The 21798-nt window shown below is 40.2% G+C and carries 18 protein-coding genes and 1 pseudogene; 12 read left to right on the top strand and 7 right to left on the bottom strand.

Annotated elements, in window-relative coordinates; genetic code table 11:
* Genes hisD through hisIE form a run of 7 tightly spaced genes read left to right on the top strand, consistent with a single transcriptional unit; the run spans position 1 to position 6224 of the window.
* Positions 1-1317: a histidinol dehydrogenase gene (gene hisD, locus ACYUCW_RS02825; RefSeq protein WP_460408191.1), complete on the top strand. Its 1317-nt coding sequence runs from the start codon at positions 1-3 to the stop codon at positions 1315-1317.
* 2 nt (positions 1318-1319) lie between these two features.
* Entirely contained in the window at positions 1320-2402 is a 1083-nt protein-coding gene (gene hisC / locus ACYUCW_RS02820) for a histidinol-phosphate transaminase (RefSeq protein ID WP_004247600.1), read from the top strand.
* A 48-nt stretch (positions 2403-2450) separates the two neighbouring features.
* Complete coding sequence (hisB, locus tag ACYUCW_RS02815; RefSeq protein WP_460408190.1) at positions 2451-3518, top strand: bifunctional histidinol-phosphatase/imidazoleglycerol-phosphate dehydratase HisB; 1068 nt, start codon at positions 2451-2453, stop codon at positions 3516-3518.
* Positions 3518-4108, top strand: coding sequence for an imidazole glycerol phosphate synthase subunit HisH (gene hisH, locus ACYUCW_RS02810; RefSeq protein ID WP_004244525.1), 591 nt, complete (start codon positions 3518-3520; stop codon positions 4106-4108). The genes hisB and hisH overlap by 1 nt, the downstream gene beginning before the upstream one ends.
* Before the next feature lie 6 nt (positions 4109-4114).
* A complete protein-coding gene (hisA, locus tag ACYUCW_RS02805; RefSeq protein WP_004244524.1) occupies positions 4115-4852 on the top strand; it encodes a 1-(5-phosphoribosyl)-5-[(5-phosphoribosylamino)methylideneamino]imidazole-4-carboxamide isomerase in 738 nt (245 codons plus the stop codon).
* Positions 4834-5607, top strand: a complete 774-nt coding sequence (gene hisF / locus ACYUCW_RS02800; RefSeq protein WP_004244523.1) for an imidazole glycerol phosphate synthase subunit HisF — start codon at positions 4834-4836, stop codon at positions 5605-5607. The genes hisA and hisF overlap by 19 nt, the downstream gene beginning before the upstream one ends.
* Entirely contained in the window at positions 5607-6224 is a 618-nt protein-coding gene (gene hisIE, locus ACYUCW_RS02795) for a bifunctional phosphoribosyl-AMP cyclohydrolase/phosphoribosyl-ATP diphosphatase HisIE (protein WP_004247598.1), read from the top strand. Before hisF ends, hisIE begins: the two co-directional genes overlap by 1 nt.
* A gap of 142 nt (positions 6225-6366) precedes the next feature.
* Here the strand turns inward: hisIE and yiaY are convergent, their stop codons facing one another.
* Entirely contained in the window at positions 6367-7518 is a 1152-nt protein-coding gene (gene yiaY / locus ACYUCW_RS02790; RefSeq protein ID WP_004244521.1) for an L-threonine dehydrogenase, read from the bottom strand.
* Between the two features lie 313 nt (positions 7519-7831).
* Between yiaY and ACYUCW_RS02785 the strand changes: the two genes are divergently transcribed.
* Positions 7832-8338 (top strand): YbaK/prolyl-tRNA synthetase associated domain-containing protein, encoded by a 507-nt coding sequence (locus tag ACYUCW_RS02785; protein WP_036894512.1) that lies wholly within the window; start codon positions 7832-7834, stop codon positions 8336-8338.
* Positions 8339-8457: 119 nt separating this feature from the next.
* Here ACYUCW_RS02785 and gndA read toward each other — a convergent pair whose 3' ends face one another.
* Complete coding sequence (gndA, locus tag ACYUCW_RS02780; RefSeq protein ID WP_004247595.1) at positions 8458-9864, bottom strand: NADP-dependent phosphogluconate dehydrogenase; 1407 nt, start codon at positions 9862-9864, stop codon at positions 8458-8460.
* Between the two features lie 244 nt (positions 9865-10108).
* On the opposite strand from gndA, the gene ACYUCW_RS02775 reads away from it, so the two are divergent.
* A complete protein-coding gene (locus ACYUCW_RS02775) occupies positions 10109-11689 on the top strand; it encodes a TerC family protein (RefSeq protein ID WP_460408189.1) in 1581 nt (526 codons plus the stop codon).
* Between the two features lie 161 nt (positions 11690-11850).
* Here ACYUCW_RS02775 and dcuC read toward each other — a convergent pair whose 3' ends face one another.
* From dcuC to apbC, 5 genes and pseudogenes are all read right to left on the bottom strand, one after another.
* Entirely contained in the window at positions 11851-13212 is a 1362-nt protein-coding gene (gene dcuC, locus ACYUCW_RS02770) for an anaerobic C4-dicarboxylate transporter DcuC (protein ID WP_004247593.1), read from the bottom strand.
* 429 nt (positions 13213-13641) lie between these two features.
* Complete coding sequence (gene asmA, locus ACYUCW_RS02765; RefSeq protein ID WP_004247592.1) at positions 13642-15573, bottom strand: outer membrane assembly protein AsmA; 1932 nt, start codon at positions 15571-15573, stop codon at positions 13642-13644.
* Positions 15574-15618: 45 nt separating this feature from the next.
* Positions 15619-16200: a dCTP deaminase gene (gene dcd / locus ACYUCW_RS02760; RefSeq protein WP_004244515.1), complete on the bottom strand. Its 582-nt coding sequence runs from the start codon at positions 16198-16200 to the stop codon at positions 15619-15621.
* 76 nt (positions 16201-16276) lie between these two features.
* Positions 16277-16919: pseudogene (gene udk, locus ACYUCW_RS02755) on the bottom strand (uridine kinase).
* A 212-nt stretch (positions 16920-17131) separates the two neighbouring features.
* Positions 17132-18244, bottom strand: a complete 1113-nt coding sequence (gene apbC / locus ACYUCW_RS02750; protein ID WP_004247590.1) for an iron-sulfur cluster carrier protein ApbC — start codon at positions 18242-18244, stop codon at positions 17132-17134.
* 204 nt (positions 18245-18448) lie between these two features.
* On the opposite strand from apbC, the gene metG reads away from it, so the two are divergent.
* The 3 genes from metG to ACYUCW_RS02735 all read left to right on the top strand — a co-directional run bounded on the left by metG (position 18449) and on the right by ACYUCW_RS02735 (position 21774).
* On the top strand, positions 18449-20476 hold the full coding sequence (gene metG / locus ACYUCW_RS02745) for a methionine--tRNA ligase (RefSeq protein ID WP_163748445.1): 2028 nt from the start codon (positions 18449-18451) through the stop codon (positions 20474-20476).
* A gap of 135 nt (positions 20477-20611) precedes the next feature.
* Complete coding sequence (locus ACYUCW_RS02740; RefSeq protein WP_004247588.1) at positions 20612-21079, top strand: CidA/LrgA family protein; 468 nt, start codon at positions 20612-20614, stop codon at positions 21077-21079.
* Positions 21073-21774 carry a CidB/LrgB family autolysis modulator gene (locus tag ACYUCW_RS02735; protein WP_004247587.1) on the top strand — a complete coding sequence of 234 codons (702 nt, stop codon included), beginning with the start codon at positions 21073-21075 and terminating at the stop codon, positions 21772-21774. Before ACYUCW_RS02740 ends, ACYUCW_RS02735 begins: the two co-directional genes overlap by 7 nt.
* Positions 21775-21798 lie beyond the last annotated feature (24 nt).

Raw genomic sequence — 21798 nt, 5'->3', positions numbered from 1 at the left:
ATGATGAAAACGGCGTTTAATACATTAAATTTCTGGGATAAATGCACCCAACAGCAACAACAACAGCTACTCACTCGCCCAGCGATATCCGCATCAGCGTCTATTACAGAGCAAGTTGCTACGATTATTTCTCAGGTACGCAACGATGGGGATAAAGCCCTCAAGGCACTGAGTCAAAAATATGATAAAGCGGCTCCCGATAGCGTATTGGTGACAAAAACACAGATTGACGCGGCTTGTGCAAGGCTCAATAACGAAATCAAACAAGCAATAGCGCAAGCCATGAGCAATATACGCCGTTTTCATGAAGCGCAAATTCCTAAAACCATTGAGGTAGAAACGCAACCTGGTGTATTTTGCCAACAAGTCAGTCGCCCTATTGATGCCGTAGGACTTTATATTCCCGGTGGATCAGCGCCTTTACTCTCAACAGTGATGATGTTGGGGCTACCGGCCCGTATTGCCGGTTGTCGCAAAATAATTTTATGCTCTCCGCCACCGATTGCTGATGAAATATTGTATATTGCGCAACAAATTGGTATTGATGAAATATTCCAAGTCGGTGGTGCTCAAGCCATTGCTGCGATGGCTTTTGGTACAGAGTTTATCCCAAAGGTAGATAAAATTTTCGGCCCGGGAAATGCTTATGTGACAGAAGCAAAACGCCAAGTCAGCCAATCGCTACAAGGTGCGGCTATTGATATGCCAGCTGGCCCTTCGGAAGTATTAGTGATTGCTGATGCCGATGCTGATCCTGCCTTTATTGCCGCTGATTTACTATCACAAGCAGAGCACGGCCCTGACTCACAAGTGGTGCTATTAACCCCAGATGAAGCCCTTGCCAAAGCGGTCATTAGCGAGACGCAAGCCCAATTAACACAATTAACTCGCGCAGAAATAGCACAACAAGCCTTAGCCGAAAGTCGTGTCATTATCACCCGTGATCTCAACCAATGTATTGAAATCAGTAATCGCTATGGGCCTGAACACTTAATTATTCAGACTAATGATGCAGACTCACTTGTTGATAGCATTACTAGCGCCGGCTCCGTGTTCTTAGGAGCTTGGTCTCCTGAATCAGCGGGAGATTACGCTTCTGGCACCAATCACGTACTACCTACATACGGTTATACCGCTACCTATTCGAGTTTAGGCTTAGCCGATTTTATGAAGCGTATGACCGTACAAAAACTGACTGCTCAAGGTTTGGCGGATTTAGCCAATACCATTGAAATATTAGCGCAAGCAGAACAATTAACTGCACATAAAAATGCCGTCACACTTCGCGTTAACGCTTTGGCTCAAGGAGATAACTAGCCATGAACACGCCCTTTGATATTACCCTATTAGCCAGAAAAAATGTTCGCCAGTTAACCCCTTATCAATCAGCGAGACGTTTAGGTGGAAATGGCTCGGTTTGGTTAAATGCCAATGAATACCCTACCGCTCCTGACTTTACGTTTAATGAAAAAAATTTAAACCGCTACCCTGAGTGTCAGCCGGTTAACGTAATTAATCGCTATGCAGCATATGCAGGCGTTCAACCTGAGCAAGTGTTAGTTAGCCGAGGTGCCGATGAAGCGATAGAACTACTGATCCGTGCTTTTTGTGAGCCTGGTAAAGATGCTGTTCTCTATTGTCCACCCACTTATGGTATGTACAGCGTCAGTGCGGAAACCTTTGGTGTAGAACAGCGTGTTGTCCCTGCTCTTGCTGATTGGGAGCCTGATGTCAAAGCCATTGCATCACAACTTGATAATGTAAAACTTATCTACCTATGCAGTCCCAATAACCCAACGGGCAATATCGTTGAGCCTTCACTGATCCGCGAAGTATTAGCATTAGCAAAAGATAAAGCCATTGTGGCTATTGACGAAGCTTATATTGAGTTTTGTCCTCAAGCATCACTAGTCACTTGGTTACAAGAGTATCCGAATTTAGTCATTTTGCGAACTCTCTCTAAAGCTTTTGCATTAGCGGGGCTGCGTTGTGGCTTTGCACTTGCCAATTCACCTGTTATTGAATTATTACTTAAGGTGATCGCCCCTTACCCACTTTCTACCCCAGTTGCTGATATTGCGGCACAAGCATTAACTGACCAAGGTATAGAAGCGATGAAACAACGGGTAACGGAAATTGTACACAATAGAGCATATTTAGCAGATGCACTAAAAAATTTACCCAATGTTGAACAGGTTTATTGTAGTGAAACCAACTATATTTTAGTGAAATTCACTGATGCTGATTGTGTTTTCCGCAGTTTATGGGAGCAAGGGATTATTTTACGCGATCAACAGCGTCAATATGGGCTGGCAGGCTGTTTACGCATCTCTATCGGTACGCGTCAAGAGTGTGATAGCGTGATAACCGCTATAAAAAATAGACAAACGGCAAACGTATAAACATCACTAATGATAACAATAAAAAATCACCACTGAGGGATCTCAACCATGAGCCAGAAAATTCTTTTTATCGATCGTGATGGTACTTTGATCACTGAGCCACCAACCGATCACCAAGTTGATAGTCTCAATAAGCTTGCCTTTGAAAATGGCGTTATTCCCGCATTACTCAACTTACAACAGGCGGGCTATAAGCTTATTATGATCACCAATCAAGATGGGCTTGGTACAGACAGTTTTCCACAAGCGGACTTTGAACCCCCTTATAATCTCATGATGCAGATTTTTTCTTCACAAGGCATTGTTTTTGATGACGTATTAATCTGCCCTCATAAACCTGAAGACAACTGTCCTTGTCGTAAACCTGAAACAGGGTTGGTCACCCAATATCTGGTTGAAAGTGCTCTTGATAAAACCAATAGCTATGTGATTGGTGATAGACAAACCGATCTACAATTAGCTGAAAATATGGGGATCAACGGATTACGCTATAACGCCAATGAATTAAGCTGGTCAGCTATCAGTGAATTGCTGACGAAAAAAGATCGCTACTCCCACGTTGAACGTAAAACCAAAGAGACACAAATTGCCATTGATATCTGGCTTGATCGTGAAGGTGAAAGCCAAATTAGCACTGGAGTTGGTTTTTTTGATCATATGCTAGATCAAATTGCCACCCACGGTGGCTTTCGTATGAATATCAACGTACAAGGGGATTTAGTCATTGACGATCACCACACCGTTGAAGATACCGGTCTTGCACTCGGCGAAGCACTGCGAGAAGCATTAGGTAATAAACGCGGCATTGCACGTTTTGGTTTTACTTTGCCTATGGATGAGTGCCTAGCAAGTTGTGCGCTAGATATTTCTGGACGCCCTCACCTTGAATATAAAGCAGAATTTAAATATCAGCGCGTTGGTGATTTAAGCACAGAGATGATTGAGCACTTTTTCCGCTCTCTCTCTTACACTATGGGCTGCACTCTACACTTAAAATCAAAAGGCAAAAACGATCACCACAAAGCAGAAAGTCTGTTTAAAGTATTTGGTCGTACCTTACGCCAAGCTATTCGTGTTGAAGGAAATACCTTACCCAGTTCAAAAGGTGTGCTGTGATGAAAGTCGTCATTCTTGATACAGGTTGTGCTAATTTAGCCTCGGTTGCGTACGCCGTACAAAGGCTAGGTTACGATCCGATTATTTCTTATGAAAAAAATATCGTGTTATCTGCTGATAAACTGTTTCTACCCGGGGTGGGAACAGCTAGTGCCGCTATGGAACAACTAAAAGCCCGTGAACTTATCCCTTTAATTAAAGCGTTAACCCAACCCGTATTAGGCATTTGCTTAGGAATGCAAATTTTGGCCTCTCTGAGTGAAGAAGGTCACAATATCCCTCTATTAGGATTAGTTGACGGTAATATCAATAAACTTGATACCAAAGGATTACCCTTACCGCATATGGGTTGGGATCAGGTATTAGCAAAACCCGCTCACCCTCTATTTCGCAATATTGACAGCGACGCTTGGTTCTATTTTGTTCACAGTTATGGTTTAGGGCTCAATGACTCAACCATAGCCGAAACAGAATATGGTTCACGCTTTAGCAGTGCCATTCAGAAAGATAATTTCTATGGGGTGCAATTTCACCCTGAACGCTCAGGAAAAGCGGGTGCTCAACTGATTAAGAATTTTTTGGAGATGTAACGCGTTATGATTATTCCGGCATTAGATTTAATTGATGGCAAAGTCGTTCGTCTTCATCAAGGTGATTATAATAAACAACGTGATTATGATGATGATCCGATCCGTCGCTATCAACAGTATCAACAAGACGGAGCAAAATTATTGCATCTCGTCGACCTAACTGGTGCGAAAGATCCACTTGCACGGCAGATCCCACTATTAAAACAGCTAGTTGCCTGTGTTAACGTTCCTGTGCAAGTTGGTGGTGGTATTCGTAGCGAAGAAGATGTGAAGTCGCTATTAGCCGCAGGAGCAAGTCGAGTGGTGATTGGCTCTACAGCGGTGAGCCAGCCCGAATTAGTCAAAACATGGTTTGAGCGTTATGGTGCCGATGCGATTGTACTCGCCCTTGATGTTCGTATCGACGAACAAGGTAAAAAATGGGTGGCGGTAAGTGGCTGGCAAGAAAACTCCCCCTATACACTAGAAGAGATCATCGCACTTTATCAACCTGTAGGATTAAAGCATGTGTTGTGTACTGATATTTCTCGTGATGGCACCTTAGCCGGTTCTAACGTCGAACTGTATAAAGAAATTAGCCAGCGTTTCCCTGATATTTTATTCCAAGCTTCAGGCGGTATTGGCGATTTACAGGATATTGCAGCACTTCCTGGATCGGGTGTTGCGGGCATTATTGTTGGCAGAGCACTATTAGAAGGCAAATTCACATTACAAGAGGCGATATCATGTTGGCAAAACGCATAATTCCTTGTCTTGATGTTCGTGATGGACAGGTTGTTAAAGGTGTGCAATTTCGTAACCATGAAATTATTGGTGATATTGTTCCCTTAGCAGAACGCTACGCGAAAGAAGGTGCCGACGAGCTGGTCTTTTATGATATTACCGCCTCTTCTGATGGCCGAGTGGTCGATAAAAGTTGGGTATCGCGGGTAGCCGAAGTGATTGATATTCCATTTTGTGTTGCGGGTGGCATTCGCTCAGTAGAAGATGCCGGGAAAATTCTCTCTTTTGGAGCAGATAAAATCTCAATTAATTCCCCTGCACTTTCTGATCCAACACTGATTTCTCGCCTTGCCGATCGCTACGGTGTGCAGTGTGTAGTTGTGGGAATTGATACATGGTTTGATGAAAAAACTGGGGAATATCTCGTTTATCAATTTACGGGTGATGAAAAACGCACACAACAAACGCCATGGAAAACGCTCGATTGGGTACAAGAAGTACAGCAACGGGGGGCGGGAGAAATAGTGTTAAACATGATGAACCAAGATGGTGTAAGACAAGGCTATGATTTAAAACAACTCGCACTGGTACGCCAAGTCACTCAGGTTCCCATGATAGCTTCTGGCGGTGCAGGTGAAATGTCACACTTTCTGGATGCGTTTAAATTAGCCAATGTTGACGGTGCCCTTGCCGCTTCCGTATTCCATAAGCAGATCATTAATATCAACGAATTGAAACAGTATCTCGCAGAAAATGGCGTTAAGGTAAGAATATAATGAATAATACAAAACTCGCCCAATTAGATTGGCAAAAAGTCGATAACCTAATGCCTGTCATTATCCAAAATGCTATTTCTGGTGATGTCTTAATGCTTGGTTATATGGATAAAGCCGCATTAGAAATGACGCTAAACAGTGGCAAGGTCACTTTCTATTCACGAACTAAACAACGTTTATGGACAAAAGGTGAAACATCAGGCAATTTCCTTAAATTGGTGGATATTTATCCTGATTGTGATAACGATACTTTACTTATTTTAGCTCACCCAATCGGGCCTACTTGTCATAATGGGACTGAAAGTTGTTTTGCTCCAGCTAAAAGCCAATGGGGATTTCTTTATGAGCTTGAGAACTTACTGCGCGAGCGTAAAAGCGCCTCGCCAGATAGCTCTTATACGGCACAACTTTATGCCAGCGGAACCAAACGTATCGCACAAAAAGTCGGAGAGGAAGGTGTTGAGACTGCTTTAGCTGCAACTGTTAATGATCGTGAAGAGTTAAAAAATGAAGCTTCTGATTTGCTCTATCATTTAATGGTGCTATTACAAGACCAATCGCTATCTCTATCTGATGTGATTGATTGCTTACAAAAGCGTCATAAAAAAGCGCAATAAAATAAGTGTCAGTCATTAAACTACATGACCACTTAATACTTAATAATATAAAAAACACCTCAAATACGACATTGATATTTGAGGTGTTAATTCTTTGCTTAAATAAGATGTTAACTTATATTAACCCTCTTATTTTTAGCGATTACATTGCTTGGCGGAATATCTCGATAACATCACTTTCACTACCTTGAACAGGGTTAGTGATGGCACATGCATCTTTTAATGCATTTTCAGCTAATGTTTTAAAATCTTCTTCTTTCACGCCTAATTCTTTCAGGCCTGCTGGGATACCGACATCTTTGGCGATTTTGCGGATCTCTTCAATACAAGCTTGCGCACCCTGCTCATCATTCATTGCCGAAACATCAACACCCATAGCTTGCGCTATATCTTTTAAACGACCTGCTGCTGCTTGGATATTATAAGCTTGAACATGAGGCAGTAATACTGCATTACATACACCATGAGGTAAGTTATAAAAACCACCTAATTGGTGAGCCATAGCATGCACATAACCTAAAGAAGCATTATTAAATGCCATACCCGCTAAAAATTGTGCATAAGCCATATTTTCACGTGCTGCTGTATCACCACCGTTTTCAACGACTTTACGTAAAGACTCACTGATCATCGTCACTGCTTTTAACGCACATGCATCAGTAATAGGATTAGCGGCAGTAGAGACATAAGCTTCAACAGCATGGGTTAACGCATCCATACCCGTAGCTGCGGTTAAACCTTTTGGCATGCCAATCATTAACTCTGAATCATTTACAGATAAGATTGGTGTTACATTTTTATCAACAATAGCCATTTTAATATGACGCGCAGTATCCGTGATGATACAAAAACGTGTCATTTCAGAAGCAGTACCAGCGGTTGTATTAATTGCAATCAGTGGTAATTGCGGATGCTCAGAGCGATCAACCCCTTCATAATCGGCAATCTTACCACCATTGGCAGCGACTAGTGCGATACCTTTAGCACAGTCATGAGGAGAGCCACCACCTAAAGAGATAACACAGTCACATTGATGCTCTTTTAATAAGGCTAACCCCGCTTCAACATTTTCAACGGTAGGGTTTGGCGCTGTACCATCATAAGTAACGCTAGCAATACCTGATTTTGCCAGTAATTCACTCACTTTATTTACAACACCTAATTGATTTAAAACACTATCAGTAACAATCAGTGCTTTATGAAAGCCAAAGTCTTTCATTGAGTTTATCGCGTCTGCAAGACAACCTGCGCCTAATTTGTTTACTGAAGGGATATAAAATGTTGAACTGGCCATTATTGACTTCCTTTTAGTAATTTAATCTACGTTTTAATATGTTCTATTCTTTTTATTCTTAAATTGATCATTATCAATATAATGAATAAATATTAATTTTTTTATAATATTAGAGCTCTAAAATAATATAGATAATCTAATTATCCTATTAATTCAATAGGATAATACTATTAACATATTATCATTTGTAACAAAATAATTTGATAGGCTTATCAAAATAATAAATACCAAAGAAACATATCACCGCAGAAAAATTTTTTTAAAGTCGTATAATGACCGAATAAAAATACATGCTTAATCTTAGGAGTCATTGATGTCTTTGACTATTTTCGAGCAATTAACCACATTACTCAATAACCACCACGCCCGTTATCGCGTCATGGAACACCCGACCGCGGGTCGTTCTGAGGAAGTTGCTAAAATAAGAGGTACACAATTAGGGCAAGGGGCAAAAGGTCTAGTTTGTCATGTAAAAGGCAATGGTATTAAACAACATGTACTGGCCATTTTACCTGCTGATAAACAAGCTGATCTATCAAAACTCGCTATCGCTATTGGTGGGACAAGAGCCTCTCTTGCAAGCCCGAAAGAAGTTGATGAACTAACGCAATGTGTATTTGGCGCGATCCCACCTTTTAGTTTTCATCCAGCACTAAAACTGGTTGCTGATCCGCTATTATTTGAACGTTTTGATGAATTAGCCTTTAATGCTGGAACATTAGAACGCTCGATTATTTTAAATACACAAGATTATCAGCGTATTGCTCAGCCTGAGTTAATTCATTTTATTCGCCAAGATGCTCAAGAGCATAATGATTAATAAAAGTACTATAAAATGCAGCTAAAAAGTATTTTTTAACTATAACTTTTTAATTACAAATAGTAAAAAGGTGCTGAAATTCAGCACCCCTAACACTTATAACTCACTGTTTTTAAAACTTACTCCATCCACTCAGTATGGAATACGCCTTCTTTATCAGTACGTTTATAAGTATGCGCACCAAAATAGTCACGTTGTGCTTGAATTAAGTTTGCTGGTAACACTTGCGCACGGTAGCTATCGTAATAAGAGATAGCCGCGGAGAATGTTGGCGTAGGAATACCTGCTTGAACACCATAACAAACAACATCACGCAATGCTTGTTGATACTCATCAGCGATATTTTTAAAGTAAGGTGCTAATAATAAATTAGCGATATTCGCATCGTCATTATAGGCATCAGTGATTTTTTGTAAGAATTGAGCACGAATGATACAACCTGCACGGAAAATTTTCGCAATTTCACCGTAATTTAGATCCCAGTTATATTCATCTGATGCAGCTTTCAATTGTTGGAAGCCTTGCGCATAAGAGACGATTTTACCTAAATATAGTGCACGACGAACATTCTCGATAAAGGCTTTTTTATCACCAGTAAATGCTTTTGGTGTTGGACCTGATAATACTTTAGATGCCGCCACACGTTGATCTTTCAGTGAAGAAATATAACGTGCAAAAACAGATTCTGTAATCAACGTAACAGGAACACCTAAGTCTAAAGAGCTTTGGCTAGTCCATTTACCGGTGCCTTTATTTGCCGCTTCATCAAGAATAACATCAACAAGGTAGTTACCTTCTTCATCTTTCTTACGGAAAATATCAGCAGTAATTTCAATAAGGTAGCTACTTAATTCACCTTTATTCCACTCGGTAAAAGTGTCCGCTAACTCTTCGTTAGTTAAACCTAGTGAGTGTTTTAATACTGAATAAGCTTCTGCTATCAGTTGCATATCACCATATTCGATACCATTGTGTACCATTTTCACATAGTGACCTGCACCATCTGCACCAATATAAGTGACACAAGGCTCGCCATCTGCCACCGCGGCAATTTTCTCAAGAATAGGAGCAACTAACTCATAGGCTTCTTTTTGACCACCAGGCATAATAGAAGGTCCTTTTAATGCCCCTTCTTCACCACCAGAAACACCCGTACCAATAAAGTTAAAACCTTGAGCCGATAGCTCACGATTACGACGAATAGTATCTTTAAAGAAAGTATTTCCGCCATCAATAAGGATATCGCCCTTATCTAAATGTGGTGTCAGCGCTGCGATGGTTTTATCTGTTGCTTCACCCGCTTTAACCATTAACAAAATACGACGCGGTTTTTCTAATGAATCAACAAATTCCTCAATAGAGTAATTCGGAACCAGTTTTTTACCTGGATTTTCAGCGATCACTTCATTGGTTTTATCGCTCGAGCGGTTGTAGATAGATACAGTGTAACCACGGCTTTCAATGTTTAGCGCAAGGTTACGTCCCATCACTGCCATACCAACCACGCCGATTTGCTGTTTTGACATGAAATAACTCCCGTCTGAATATAAACCTGCCAGTCTCAATGTACTGACAATTTGTTAACCTGATCACATAGTAACTCACTCTCTCATTTGGTGGTAGTTATTGATGCAATCGATATCGCATTCCTTATGGATAAAATGAAATTATTCTGCCACTATCAATAATAATTTATTGAAAAATTCCGCTAAATTGCTCATTATTCCCAAGTCGGCATATGCCGTCTTTATAGAAGGTAAAACAAACTGTATGGAATGGATCGTAGATCCGACGATATGGGTAGGTCTTTCCACCCTTATTGTTCTCGAAATCGTACTTGGTATTGATAACCTTGTTTTTATTGCTATTCTAGCAGATAAACTCCCAGCAAAATTAAGAGATAAAGCACGTATCACAGGATTATTGTGTGCTCTTATTATGCGGATTGTACTGCTATTTAGTCTCTCTTGGCTTATCACCCTAACCAAACCTCTTATCACACTGTTTGATCATCCTTTCAGTGCCAGAGACTTAATCATGCTCCTCGGAGGGATATTCTTACTTTTCAAAGCCACAATGGAGCTTAATGAACGGCTAGAAGGTAAAGATCATAACGAGGGAAAACAACGTAAAACCACGAGTTTTTGGTCTGTTGTTGCGCAAATTATTGTACTAGATGCTGTATTCTCTCTAGACTCTGTTATCACTGCGGTAGGGATGGTTGACCATCTCGGCGTTATGATTGCTGCTGTAACTATTGCGATGTTCTTGATGATCCTCGCAAGTAAGCCATTAACCACATTTGTCAATAATCACCCAACTATTGTTATTTTATGTTTAAGCTTCTTATTGATGATTGGTTTTGCCTTAGTTGCAGAAGGGTTTGGCTATCCAATACCTAAAGGCTATTTATACGCTGCCATTGGTTTCTCTATTATGATAGAGATATTTAACCAACTCGCACAGTTTAACCGTCGACGCTTCTTATCAGCTTCTCGCTCTTTGCGTGAACGTACAGCGGAAGCGGTATTGCGCATTATTAATGGTAAACCAGAAGCCTCTGAACTTGACCCTCACACTTCTGATTTAGTTGCTAATACAGAAGAGGTGTTTGATCCTCAAGAGCGCCAAATGATTGTGCGCGTTCTGGGTTTAAGCCAGCGAAACGTCAATAGTATTATGACTTCACGCCATGATGTTGAATATGTTGATCTAAAAGCCACCCAAGATGATATTCGCCAATTACTAGAAGAAGATCCCCATTCTCGTCTCGTTATTACCGACGAAGAAAATAGCGACGAACCTATCGGCGTGGTAAATGTTATTCAATTATTAAATCAACAGTTACGTAATGAACCATTAGATTTGCGTTTATTAATTACACAACCCTTAATCTTCCCTGAGGGGTTATCACTATTACAGGCATTAGAACAATTCCGTAATGCTCATACTCACTTTGCCTTTGTGGTTGATGAGTTTGGCTCTGTCGAAGGCATTGTTACCTTAACCGATGTAATGGAAACCATCGCCGGTAATTTACCAGTAAGTACAGAGGAAAATGACTCTCGTCACGACTTAGTACAGAATGAAGATGGCTCATGGACTATCAATGGTTTTACACCGCTGGAAGACTTAGTGCTTTATATTCCTATTAAGTTGGATGAAAAACGTGAGTATGAAACCTTGGCTGGCTTATTGATGGAACACTTACAACGCGTTCCTGCCGTCGGTGAAAAAGTGGTTATTGATGGTATTGAATTTGAACCATTAGATGTACACAATCACCGTATTAATAAAGTACGTATTGTTGAACCAACACCTGAAGACGAAGAAAACGTCGACGAAGCTTAATTTCTATTAAATAACCAAATATCCGTCTCTAAGGCGGATATTTTTTATCTGAAAATGATGCTTAATAAAAAAACGGGCTTTGTCTATGCATAACAAAGCCCGTCAATAGAATGAAAAATAAAGTAGATAAAGCTAACTTTATTTCAATAATTTATTGATGATCAACCTAATGTGCTAGGTACCAGTATTTCCGTTGCAACAATCACAATCACAAGCCCGACCAATACTGGCACAGAAACGCGTTTCATCACTTCAAAAGGTGAAATTTTTGCCATTCCTGATACAGCAACTACCACACCCGATACAGGTGATAAAGTCCGTCCTAAGTTTGATGCTTGTAACATCGGAATAGTTAAGTAAGCAGGATTCACACCCATATTACTTGCTAAGCGCGGAATTAATTCAACGAAAGCATAGAAAGGCGCATTCCCTGAGCCGGTTGTCATTGCTGCGAGCATGGTAATTAAGACTAATGCAATCATCATAACAATCGCCCCTGAGCCTAATGATTGTGCACCATCAATTAACGCGTGAATAAAGCCAACCGTTGTTAAACCTTGCGCAAAAACCCCTGCGGCAACTAATAACATTACCACTTGGGCAAATGCATCAGCCATACCACGGTAAGCAACTTCTAAACCGGCAAAAACCTCTTTAGCACTAAAGCTACGGATAAATTCAATAACCGCAGATAACATCATGCAAAGAATAATAATGGCAACAATATGAAGCTCTGGTAACCATTTACCATCAAAAACTAATACACCAATAATAGGTGTGAAAGGTAAAATCGCATAGAAATTAGGGGCGTGAGTTTTGATTTCGTTCACATCTAACATCTCTGTTTCGATATGCTCTTTACGATCAAGATAACGTTGCCAGAAAAAGTGAGCAATACACATCCCAAGAATTGCGGCAATAGAGATAGGCAGTGTTGTTTTAAACGCAAAATCAATAAGTGGCATTTCAGAAGCTTGTGCCGCTAAAATCACGTCACCAGAGGTTGGCGCTAAAATAATTGATGCAGGTGAAGCACAGATAGCTGCCGCCGCACCACGACTAATTCCCATATTGACCATCACTGGGAATAAGGTCGCCATCAATAACACACCAAGACCTGTTGCGGATGAAACAGCTAATGACATTAAACATGCAACAATATAAGCCGCTACCATTAAAAGATAAGGTGAGTTGATCATTTTTAATGGGCGTGAGGCAAGTTTCACGACCACGTCATTGGCACCAATATGAGTCATATAAGAAGCAAACCCACATAGCACCATGATCATCATCCCCAGATCACCACCACGGCTCATAAGTAGATTTTTTACATACTCAACAATATCGATTAAGCGATAACCGGTACTTGTGACACTGGCTGGTAATACTGATTTGCCCATAATCACACTGATGATAAGCAATAATAGCCCACCAGTAAGTAGCACACCTGTTGGCGAATATCCCTTAACAATGTAACGCCCAACACCCACAGCGACGAGGGCGCCGATAAGAATTTCAATCATGTATAGTTCCTGTCTACGATAGTTATTTATAAAATGAAGCTTTTTGTTTTTATCATCATTTTTTTGCATTTAGTGCAATGGACACACTCTGCCCAAAGGCAACGTTGCAGTGTATGACATATATCAAAAAAAACGACTATTTTTTTACATGTAAACAGTACGAATGAGTATTTTTTAGGCAAAAACTGAATTAAATGATAAACATAATGCACTATGAGCATAATTTAATCATTTTATCCATTTTCTGTTAACAGTGACAGGGAACGGGGAACGGGGATAAGAAACATAATGCAGCATCTGTGTTCCACAGATATTGTTTAATATAAGAGAAGGGGTTATTAATCATAAATTAATAAAATCAATTTATTAGCCAAAAAACAAAACAAGGTGGAATAAAATTTTATTCCACCTTGTTAACAACTTTAAAAATTATATTTTTTTCAATAATTGATTAAGCGCTTTAACTTCGGGGCTATCATCTTGCTTATTTAACCAATTATCTATGGCCTGTTTTGCTTTTTGCTGTAATTGATCACGTAGTAATTTTTCAACGTTAAACTCATATTGGATAGCATTCCAATTACCATACAATCTTAATGGAATATCTATTTTGGCCAGTTGGCGAATAAATTCATTCTCTTTGCCCCAACCTTTTTTGATATTAACCATCAGCATCACATCTAGATTATGACGTTGTAGATCTAATTGACCTTGCCCGCTGATCTGATAAGCACTTGCTTGAGCATCTAACTGATTTAACGTCACTCGGCCTTTAGGTGCTAGTTTAAACTGGGCAATCACACTATCTGCTTTGGTATAGTTCTCAATATCTTCAGGGTAAACCACTTGATCGGTTGTTTGTGCAATAGATTGCTGGATCACTTGTGGAATATTTAATCCTAGCATTTTAAATTCGCTTAATGAGGTATCCAGTGTGCCCTGCCAGCTATTAAGAAACGCGTTGCGATTATATCCGGCACCTTCTAGATGCCCTTTTGCAGAAATTAAACCGCTGAAATTTTCTGGCTGATCAAAGACGCGTAATAAAGGTTGCAAAGGGATATTATTCATTGTGACATTCATACTAATATGCGCTGGCACAATGCTAGTAGAAATCACCGTAGGCAGTGAGAAATTTCCGTTTAGGATCTGCCCTTCTAACCTATCAATATTTAATGATTTGGGGTTATTTAATGCGGTTAATTTAACATTGTTTATTTCTAATTCTTTATACAATAACTTATTGAGCGCTAAGTTTAAGCTAAATTCAATATCACCCCAGTGGGTTAAATCATACGCTTTGTTTTCAATTGTCGCGGAGGTAATAACCGGACGAGCCATAATAGTTGCATTGGGTGATGGTGCAGCCTGAGCATGGCTAAAGAATGAGAATGATCTCGACGGGGTATTTGCCAAGGTTAACGATGCTGTTTCAGATGAATTAGGCTGTGCTAACTCAGGTAATAGGGTATTTAAATTTAAAGTGTCCCCAGTTAATTCCACTTGATAGCGGTTCTTTTTAGCCAATTCAGCCGTGATGCTACCTTGTAGCTGACTCTCATTTGCCGTCATATTTAAATTATTTAAGGCAATAACATTTACACTATCATTTTTAATATTGAAATCTGAGGTTAAATTTCCGGAGATCCCTTGAGCCGGAAGTCCTATTCCCGATAATGCATAATCTAATTGAGCGATATTGCCACTGATTTGATATGGGTAGCCACTCATATCAGCATTAGCAACAACATTTAACATTAACTCGCGACGATCACGATTAATTTTGGTGCTCATCTCAAGGTTAATTTGTTTTTTGTCGTCCGTTTTTAATAATAAATTGATATCGCGTAAATTAAGTTGCTCTCCCCCTTTGGTTTGCCAAATAATCAAACTATCGGAGATCCTCACCTTAGCAATATTTAATTGCCAACGATTTGTTTTTGGCTCAATAATCGGACGAGTACTGTCTTCATTGGCAACAGAAGGCGGGGTTATTTTAGGTATTGCTTTACTCTCAGGCGTTTGTCTAACCACTGCGCCTTTTAGCATCACTTCTTTTACTTCCAACTGGTGGGAAAGTAATGGCCATAATTCCACATCAAGACGCATATTATCAGCAGTGATCAATGGTTGCTCAGCACCGGGGGCTGTTAATGACATTTTACCACTAATAATGCTGAGTTTTGGCCAGACATGCCAACGCATATCATCTTGTAAGGTTAATTTATAGCCACTTTGTTTTTCAACGCGTTCAACAAGATAACCACGAAAATCATTAGGGTTAATGAGCAAAACTAATGTCGTTAAGCCTGCCAAAATCACTACAAGCAAAATGGCGAGTGTTGTCAAAAACCTTTTCATATTGTTACCCGCTTAATAAAGTTGATAATAGTCGTTAATGAAAAATTAATCTTCACTAATCCGACTTCCTACCGCACCTTGTTGATTTTTATATTTCGCATCTTGGCGACGATTGTAAGGCCTATCCGCAGAGCCTGACATAGGTTCAAAACTTAATGCGCCAATCACCATACCCGGTCTTAATGCTAATGGCAGTTTACCTGAATTAAAAAATTCTAATACGATGTGTCCATGCCAGCCCGGATCAATTCGGTGAGCCGTGACGTGTACCATTAATCCCAATCGCGCTAAAGATGAGCGTCCATCTAACCACCCTACTACATTATCCGGTAATGTGACAGACTCTAATGTAACCGCCAAGGCAAGCTCTCCGGGATGAAGATAAAACGCTTCGCCTTCTGGTAATACAATTTCATCACTCATCACCCGCTCAAGGGCCTCATTAACTTCATTTTTGGGGCCACTGAGGTCAATGTAAGCCGCAGTATGTCCTTGGAAAACACGAAACTGGTTACCCAAGCGAACATCCGCTGTTGCGCCGTTAATTCGCTCGACAGGCGGGCGGGGTTCAATGACTAATTTACCTTCATCAAGCCACTGAATAATATCACGGTCGCATAATCGCATTTTATTTCCCTTCTTCAAGTTAAACAGGCAGTTTCATGGTTAATCATGCATGAAAGCTGCCTACAAATGAACTCAATTATTCACAAAACTGTCCGATTTTTGCTTTCAAAATATCGATCGCAACACGGTTTTTTCCCCCTCTAGGCACAATAATATCGGCATATTGTTTAGAAGGCTCAATAAACTGGAAGAACATCGGACGAACAGTTTTATTATATTGTTCAATAACAGAATCTAGACTACGCCCACGTTCATTCACATCACGTTTAATTCTACGCATTAAACAGATATCTAATGGCGTATCGACAAAGATAGAAAAATCCATCTCTTCACGTAAGCGCTTATCTGTTAATAACAGAATACCTTCAATAATAATAACTTTTTTTTGGTTTAAAATGAATGGTTTCTGATTTACGGGTGTGAGCGACATAATCATATTGAGGGAGTTCGATGGCGTTTCCGGCTTTTAGTTCACACAAATGTTGGTATAAAAGTGCGTGATCCATCGAATTGGGGTGGTCGTAGTTAACTTTATATCGCTCTTCCATTGTTAAATCACTTTGGTCACGATAATAGCAATCTTCTGGTATCACACCGATATTATGATCACCTACTTGCGCTCTTAATTCACGGTAAAGTGTACTGGCAATAAGACTTTTGCCTGAAGCAGAGGCTCCAGCGATACCTACAATTGTGCACTGATGTGCTGTGTCAGCCATAATAAAAAACCTGGTTTGAAATAAAAAAGAGGAATAACGTAATAATATGTAAATATTACGCTCGCGCAGATTATAGTTTTGAAATCCTTCTGGTTCCAGCGTAAAACCAAAAATCTCTTTGTTTTTTATCAAAAATAGTCAGATTTCAGCGGATAAAAAAAAGGAAGCCTAAAAGACTTCCCATAATAATCAATAGATTATTGTTTCACCGCTTATACCGCGCGGAAAGAAATTTCCGTTGGAATAGCATCCCCATCCCAATACATTTGCGCAGAAACTGTTGAAGCAATTTCACGATAGATATCAGCGAATTCACCTTCTGGATCACGCATCACCGTCGGTTGTCCGCGATCTAAATCTTCACGTAAAGAGATATGCAGTGGAATTTGACCCAATAATTGGCAATGATATTTTTCGGCTAATTTCTCAGCACCACCAGTACCAAAAATAGGCTCAAGATGACCACAATTGCTACAAATATGCGCACTCATATTCTCAATAATACCTAATACGGGTACATTGACTTTTTTGAACATGACAATGCCTTTCATCGCATCCACCAGCGCAATATCTTGTGGTGTTGTAACAACAACGGCGCCAGTCACCGGAATATTTTGTGATAAGGTCAATTGAATATCACCCGTTCCTGGTGGCATATCGATCACAAGGTAGTCTAAATCAGGCCATAACGTATCTTGCAGCATTTGCATCAACGCTTTGCTTGCCATTGGACCACGCCATACCATGGCATTATCGTCTGTGACTAAATAACCGATAGAGTTAGATGCTAGACCATACGCCATAATAGGTGCCATATGTTGCCCATCTGGTGAAGTTGGGCGTTCCATGGTTGTACCTAACATATTAGGAATGGATGGGCCATAAATATCCGCATCCAGAATACCAACTTTAGCCCCTTCTTGTGCTAGCGCTAAAGCAAGGTTTACCGCGGTACTGGATTTACCCACCCCGCCTTTACCTGAACTCACCGCCAGAATATTACGTACGCCATTAATACCTGGTAGATCGTTTGCACGACGTAGTGTGGCAATATTGTGTTTTAGCTTCCACTCAACAGCTTTGGCTCCCGTCATATTACGCAGCTCTGCCGTTTTTTCTTCAATCAGTTGTTGGAAAGGTTTTTTCCACACAAACGGCATCACTAATTCGATATGAAGGACATCATCAATCATCGCACACTGATGTAATGCTTTTAGGGAAAGCAGATTACGTTTCAATGTCGGGTGTTCAAAAGTAGACAAGACACCTGAAACTTTTTCTTTCAGAATCTCAGGGGTGGTCTGCTCGGGGGATTTATCACTCATCCCGGCTCCTCTCATTTTCGTTATTCATTAAATATCTGAGTGCACCTATCATATCAGATAGTCAATGACTACGATAATGCCTTACCTCAATTTGCCAAGCGAAATTTCTCTTGCAAAAACTCTATGATTGCCCTAGCGACATCATGACGGATAGGTTAACATCAAAGACCCTTTTTTTAATTTAATGGAAGTAAGATCCTTACTATGTCTCACGTCGCGAATAAATTATTGGTAACCTGTGCGTTACCTTATGCTAACGGTTCAATTCATCTCGGTCATATCCTTGAACACATTCAGGCTGATATCTGGGTCCGTTACCAACGAATGCGCGGCAAAGAAGTTCATTTCATCTGCGCTGATGATGCTCACGGCACGCCTATTATGCTGAAAGCTCAACAATTGGGTATTACCCCAGAAGCCATGATTGAAGAGATGAGCAAAGAGCATCAACAGGATTTTGCCGGTTTTAATATCAGCTACGATAATTATCACTCCACACACAGTGAAGAAAATCGTCAATTATCGACGAAAATTTATCTAGCCCTGAAAAAAAATGGTCATATTAAAAGTAAAACGATTTCTCAACTTTATGATGAAGAAAAAGGCATGTTCTTGCCTGATCGTTTTGTTAAAGGGACTTGCCCTAAGTGTAAAGCGCCCGATCAATATGGTGATAACTGTGAAGTATGTGGGTCAACTTATAGCCCGACAGAATTAATTAATCCTCGCTCTGTGGTATCGGGTTCAACGCCGGTAATGCGTGAAACTGAACACTATTTCTTTGATCTCCCAGCCTTTAGCAATATGTTGCAAGAGTGGATCCGCTCCGGTGCATTGCAAGAGCAAGTAGCCAATAAGATGCAAGAGTGGTTTGACAGCGGTCTGCAACAGTGGGATATCACCCGTGACGCCCCTTATTTCGGTTTTGAAATCCCTGATGCGCCGGGTAAATATTTCTATGTTTGGTTAGACGCCCCTATTGGTTATATGGGCTCATTCTTAAACCTATGTGAAAAACGTGGTGATTTAAGCTTTGATGAGTTCTGGAACAAAGAGAGCAAAACTGACTTATACCATTTTATCGGTAAAGATATCGTTTATTTCCACAGCTTATTCTGGCCGGCAGTGTTAGAAGGTAGTGAATACCGTAAACCAACCAACCTATTTGTGCATGGCTATGTCACCGTCAATGGTGCGAAGATGTCAAAATCTCGCGGCACCTTTATTACGGCACGTGCCTATCTTGATCACTTTGATGCTGATTGCCTACGCTATTACTATGCGGCAAAACTTTCATCACGTATTGATGATATTGACCTAAACTTAGAAGACTTTGTACAGCGTGTAAACAGCGATATCGTCAACAAGGTGGTTAACCTCGCGTCCCGTACTGCGGGTTTTATCAGTAAACGCTTTGATGGCAAATTAGCGGCAAGCCTTGATGATGCGAAGTTATATCAACATTTCGTCGATATGCAAGAAAGCATCGCACAATGTTTTGAAAACCGTGAATTTGGTAAAGCCATTCGTGAAATTATGGCATTAGCAGACGAAGCTAACCGCTATATTGATGAAAAAGCGCCTTGGGTGGTTGCTAAACAAGAAGGTAAAGAGGCTGAGTTGCAAGCTATTTGTACTATGGGAATTAACTTATTCCGTGTACTGATGACTTATTTAAAACCAATTCTACCTTCTTTAACAGAACGTTCAGAAGCCTTCTTACAAACTGAATTAACTTGGAATGCTCTGTCGCAACCGCTGTTAAACCATGAAATTACTAAATTTAAAGCATTGTTTAATCGTATTGAAATGGATAAAGCCAATGCAATGGTAGAAGCTTCAAAAAGTACCATTGCGCCAGTCAAAGAAATCACGGGTCCATTAGCAGACGCGCCTATTCAAGAAACTATTAAATTTGATGATTTTGCCAAAATTGATATGCGCATTGCTGAAATTAAACAGGCTGATTTCGTTGACGGCTCAGATAAGTTGCTAAAATTAATACTGGACTTAGGGGGAGAAACACGCCAAGTATTCTCCGGCATTCGTTCTGCATACCCTGATCCGAAAGTATTAGAAGGTCGCTTAACTGTTATGATTGCAAACCTAGCACCTCGCAAAATGCGTTTTGGAATTTCAGAAGGTATGGTGATGGCCGCAGGCCCTGGTGGTGAAGATATTTTCTTACTTAGCCCAGATAGTGGGGCTAAACCGGGTCACCAAGTGAAATAAAAACTGACCTTTATTCAAAATGCAAATACAAAGCGGGGTTCTATAAAGAGCCCCGCTCTTTTTTTATTGTGATCCATAGCACACTTTGAAAATTGGTGTATGATAAATACGTCAGTTGATTTAGGACACATATCTATGAAATCTAAGCGGGTGCAGATCACAATCTGGCACTATATACGATCATTTTTTATACTTTATCTTTGTCTTTTTGCCGGTAATCTTATTTCAGCCTTATTACCTTTCGCGGTGCCAGGCAGTATTGTTGGACTACTTATTCTATTTGGTTTACTTGCCTTCCAGCTTATTCCATTACGTTGGGTAAAACCCGGTGGTAATATTTTACTGAAAAATATGTCATTGCTCTTTATTCCTATCGGGGTGGGTGTAATGAACTATTATAATTTATTAAGCCAACAACTCTTTCCTATTGTTCTGGCCTGTGTTGTCAGTACCTTTGCGGTGATGGCGCTAGTCGCTTACTGCTCACATTACGTGCATCGTGAACGTCCTATTATCGGTGCTAAACCCGATAAAGTAGAGGATGTAGAATTAGCAGAACAACAAGACGACGACAGAGCGTTAAGTGAGAAGAAAAAATGTTAATATTAATGAATATTTGGTGGTCATTACCGCTAACACTTATTATTTTCTACTTAGCACGTAAACTGGCTGCTCGATTTAAATGGCCTATTTTAAATCCGTTATTGATTGCTATTGTTGTTATTATTCCTATTTTATTAGTGACACACACCGCCTATGAGGATTATTTTGCCGGAAGTCGTATCCTTAACGACTTGTTGCAACCTGCTGTTGTTGCTTTAGCTATTCCTTTATATCAACAATTACACCAAATACGCGCACAATGGAAATCGTTAATTAGTATCTGCTTTATTGGTAGTATCGCCGCCATGGCTAGTGGTACAGCGATTGCATTATGGGCTGGTGCTACTCCTGAAATTGCCGCCTCCATTTTGCCTAAATCGGTAACAACCCCTATCGCAATGGCTGTTGCGGATTCCATAGGTGGTATTCCTGCAATCAGTGCTGCATGTGTTATTGCAGTAGGTATTTTAGGTGCCATTTTTGGTCATACGCTATTTAAAATATTACGTATTCCAACTCACGCTTCTCGTGGTTTAGCGATGGGAACAGTCTCTCACGCAGTGGGTACCGCAAGAGCAGCTGAAATCGATTATATTGAAGGGGCATATAGTTCATTAGCATTAATGACTTGCGGTATTATTACTTCACTTACCGCACCTTTTATTTTTCCTTTTATTTTGCACCTTTTTAGCTGATTAGCTAATTAGCTAAATCAATAG

It is taken from the genome of Proteus sp. MB838, from assembly GCF_054767435.1.
Note: the sequence above shows the minus strand (reverse complement) of the source record. Positions and strands in the feature narration are given on the sequence as shown.

What these genes read in the sequence shown, in the direction of transcription:
- hisD (WP_460408191.1), top strand. Translation starts at nt 1, where the DNA reads ATGATGAAAACGGCGTTTAATACATTAAATTTCTGGGATAAATGCACC.
- hisC (WP_004247600.1), top strand. Translation starts at nt 1,320, where the DNA reads ATGAACACGCCCTTTGATATTACCCTATTAGCCAGAAAAAATGTTCGC.
- hisB (WP_460408190.1), top strand. Translation starts at nt 2,451, where the DNA reads ATGAGCCAGAAAATTCTTTTTATCGATCGTGATGGTACTTTGATCACT.
- hisH (WP_004244525.1), top strand. Translation starts at nt 3,518, where the DNA reads ATGAAAGTCGTCATTCTTGATACAGGTTGTGCTAATTTAGCCTCGGTT.
- hisA (WP_004244524.1), top strand. Translation starts at nt 4,115, where the DNA reads ATGATTATTCCGGCATTAGATTTAATTGATGGCAAAGTCGTTCGTCTT.
- hisF (WP_004244523.1), top strand. Translation starts at nt 4,834, where the DNA reads ATGTTGGCAAAACGCATAATTCCTTGTCTTGATGTTCGTGATGGACAG.
- hisIE (WP_004247598.1), top strand. Translation starts at nt 5,607, where the DNA reads ATGAATAATACAAAACTCGCCCAATTAGATTGGCAAAAAGTCGATAAC.
- yiaY (WP_004244521.1), bottom strand. Translation starts at nt 7,518, where the DNA reads ATGGCCAGTTCAACATTTTATATCCCTTCAGTAAACAAATTAGGCGCA.
- ACYUCW_RS02785 (WP_036894512.1), top strand. Translation starts at nt 7,832, where the DNA reads ATGTCTTTGACTATTTTCGAGCAATTAACCACATTACTCAATAACCAC.
- gndA (WP_004247595.1), bottom strand. Translation starts at nt 9,864, where the DNA reads ATGTCAAAACAGCAAATCGGCGTGGTTGGTATGGCAGTGATGGGACGT.
- ACYUCW_RS02775 (WP_460408189.1), top strand. Translation starts at nt 10,109, where the DNA reads ATGGAATGGATCGTAGATCCGACGATATGGGTAGGTCTTTCCACCCTT.
- dcuC (WP_004247593.1), bottom strand. Translation starts at nt 13,212, where the DNA reads ATGATTGAAATTCTTATCGGCGCCCTCGTCGCTGTGGGTGTTGGGCGT.
- asmA (WP_004247592.1), bottom strand. Translation starts at nt 15,573, where the DNA reads ATGAAAAGGTTTTTGACAACACTCGCCATTTTGCTTGTAGTGATTTTG.
- dcd (WP_004244515.1), bottom strand. Translation starts at nt 16,200, where the DNA reads ATGCGATTATGCGACCGTGATATTATTCAGTGGCTTGATGAAGGTAAA.
- apbC (WP_004247590.1), bottom strand. Translation starts at nt 18,244, where the DNA reads ATGAGTGATAAATCCCCCGAGCAGACCACCCCTGAGATTCTGAAAGAA.
- metG (WP_163748445.1), top strand. Translation starts at nt 18,449, where the DNA reads ATGTCTCACGTCGCGAATAAATTATTGGTAACCTGTGCGTTACCTTAT.
- ACYUCW_RS02740 (WP_004247588.1), top strand. Translation starts at nt 20,612, where the DNA reads ATGAAATCTAAGCGGGTGCAGATCACAATCTGGCACTATATACGATCA.
- ACYUCW_RS02735 (WP_004247587.1), top strand. Translation starts at nt 21,073, where the DNA reads ATGTTAATATTAATGAATATTTGGTGGTCATTACCGCTAACACTTATT.